Annotated in this window: 3 protein-coding genes; 2 read left to right on the top strand and 1 reads right to left on the bottom strand. The window is 64.0% G+C overall.

The window, feature by feature from the left end:
* Positions 1-724: transglycosylase domain-containing protein (locus tag GSQ89_RS14765; protein ID WP_254073212.1), on the top strand; the 724-nt coding region annotated here is incomplete at its 5' end.
* A 181-nt stretch (positions 725-905) separates the two neighbouring features.
* Positions 906-1,088 carry a hypothetical protein gene (locus GSQ89_RS14760; RefSeq protein WP_158926424.1) on the top strand — a complete coding sequence of 61 codons (183 nt, stop codon included), beginning with the start codon at positions 906-908 and terminating at the stop codon, positions 1,086-1,088.
* Positions 1,089-1,145: 57 nt separating this feature from the next.
* Here the strand turns inward: GSQ89_RS14760 and GSQ89_RS14755 are convergent.
* Positions 1,146-1,774, bottom strand: a 629-nt coding sequence (locus tag GSQ89_RS14755; RefSeq protein WP_216856175.1) for an acyl-CoA dehydrogenase family protein, incomplete at its 5' end; no start/stop codon positions are given.

The raw sequence follows: 1,774 nt of genomic DNA, 5'->3' as shown, positions 1-1,774 counted from the left end.
GCGGAATTACCATGCCGGCCCGTATAACCGAGCCGTGCTGGCCAGGCGGCAGCCGGGATCGGCGTTCAAGCCGTTCGTGTGGCTGACCGCGCTGGAAACCGGCATGACACCCGACGACACCGTGCTGGACGCGCCGATCCGTGTCGGCAACTGGAGTCCGCAGGACTTCGAGCGCCGCTACCTGGGCGAGATCACGCTGGAGGAGGCGCTGGCGCAGTCGATCAACACCGCCTCGGTACGGTTGCTGCTGCGGTCGGGTGGGGCCAGTGCGGTTGCCGCGACGGCAGCTCGGCTGGGAATCGCGGATAAATTGCCGCGGGAGGCATCGCTGGCGCTGGGCACCGGGGAGGTGGGGCTGCTGGAGCTGACCGCCGCGTATGCGCCGTTCTTCAATGGCGGCGACCGGGTGGTGCCGTACGGACTGGACAAGATGGCGCATGCGCCGGAGCGGGTGATCAGCGCGGACGATGCGGCGAAGATGGCGCGGATGCTGGGTGCGGTGGTCAGCCGGGGGACCGGGCGGGCGGCGGCGGTGCCGGGGCGGGTTGTCGCGGGGAAGACAGGCACGACCCAGGATTCTCGCGACGCCTGGTTCGTGGGGTCGGTGAACGGGAAGCTGATCGGGGTGTGGATGGGGAACGACGACGACCGGCCGATGAAGGGGGTCATGGGCGGCGGGCTGCCGGCCAGGTTGTTCCATGACATCGCAACGGGCATCGACTGACCGGTCGGTTTGGCCGCCTTGGTGTCAGAAATGTTTACGAATCTCTTACAAGGCCGCGAGAACGACTCTGCTAACTGGTTGATCTGACTTCATTTCGTATTTTGGCATGTGTTGTGCATTCGTCTCCTCTCGCCTGTTTGGGGAAGCAGGTGGCTTGTTAATACTGGGGAGAATGCGGCCTATGGGGACAGAGGATGGACCACTCGGGCTGATCGCGATACTTGGTACGCCGGCACTTGTGGCGGTCAGTATCGTCATGCTGCACTTGCTGCCAAGCGCAATGCTGAACATTCTGATGGCGTGGATTTTGGCGTCGTTTCCAATCGGCGTGCTGATCGGCCACTGTGTGTTGAGCGAAGAGTAGAAGCGGCGGTTTACACCGGGTCACATTGATATTGGCTTTGTCATGATCATGGCCGCGTCAATACCCCATCAGTTGGGCGTAGCGGTCGCGGCAGAAGCTTGTGTCGCCGAAGCTGGCCTGCGCGACGCGGGCGCGTTTCATGAAAAAGCCGATTTCGTGCTCGTCTGTCATGCCGATGCCGCCGTGCATTTGGACGCCTTCGTTACCGCACAGGTATAATGTTTCGTTGGACTTGGCTTTCGCCAGACTGACCAGGGCCGCGGCGTCATTGCCGTTCTGATCCAGCGCCGATACGGCGGCGAGGACGGCGGAACGGGTAATCTCCACTTCGCAGAACATGTGTGCGGCGCGGTGTTTCAGCGCCTGGAAGCTGCCGATGGCGACGCCGAATTGCTTGCGGTCCTTCAGGTATTGGACAGTGCGGTCGAAGGCTTCGTTGGCGCTGCCGAGCATCTCGGCGGCCAGGCCGGCGCGGGCTCGGTCCAGGACTGTGTCGAGGAGGCCGGCGTGGCCGAGGACGGAGTCGGGGCCTACGGCGACGTTGTCTAAGCGGATCAGGGCGGCATTTCGGCTGTCCACCATGGTCAGGCGCGTGCGGGTGGCGGCCTCGCCTGGGACCAGGAACAGGGTGATGCCGGTTTCGGTGCGGGCGGCGACGATCAGGGTGTCGGCGATGTGGCCGTCCA

This window comes from Acidisphaera sp. S103, from assembly GCF_009765975.1.
Taxonomy (GTDB): domain Bacteria; phylum Pseudomonadota; class Alphaproteobacteria; order Acetobacterales; family Acetobacteraceae; genus Rhodopila.
Note: the sequence above shows the minus strand (reverse complement) of the source record. Positions and strands in the feature narration are given on the sequence as shown.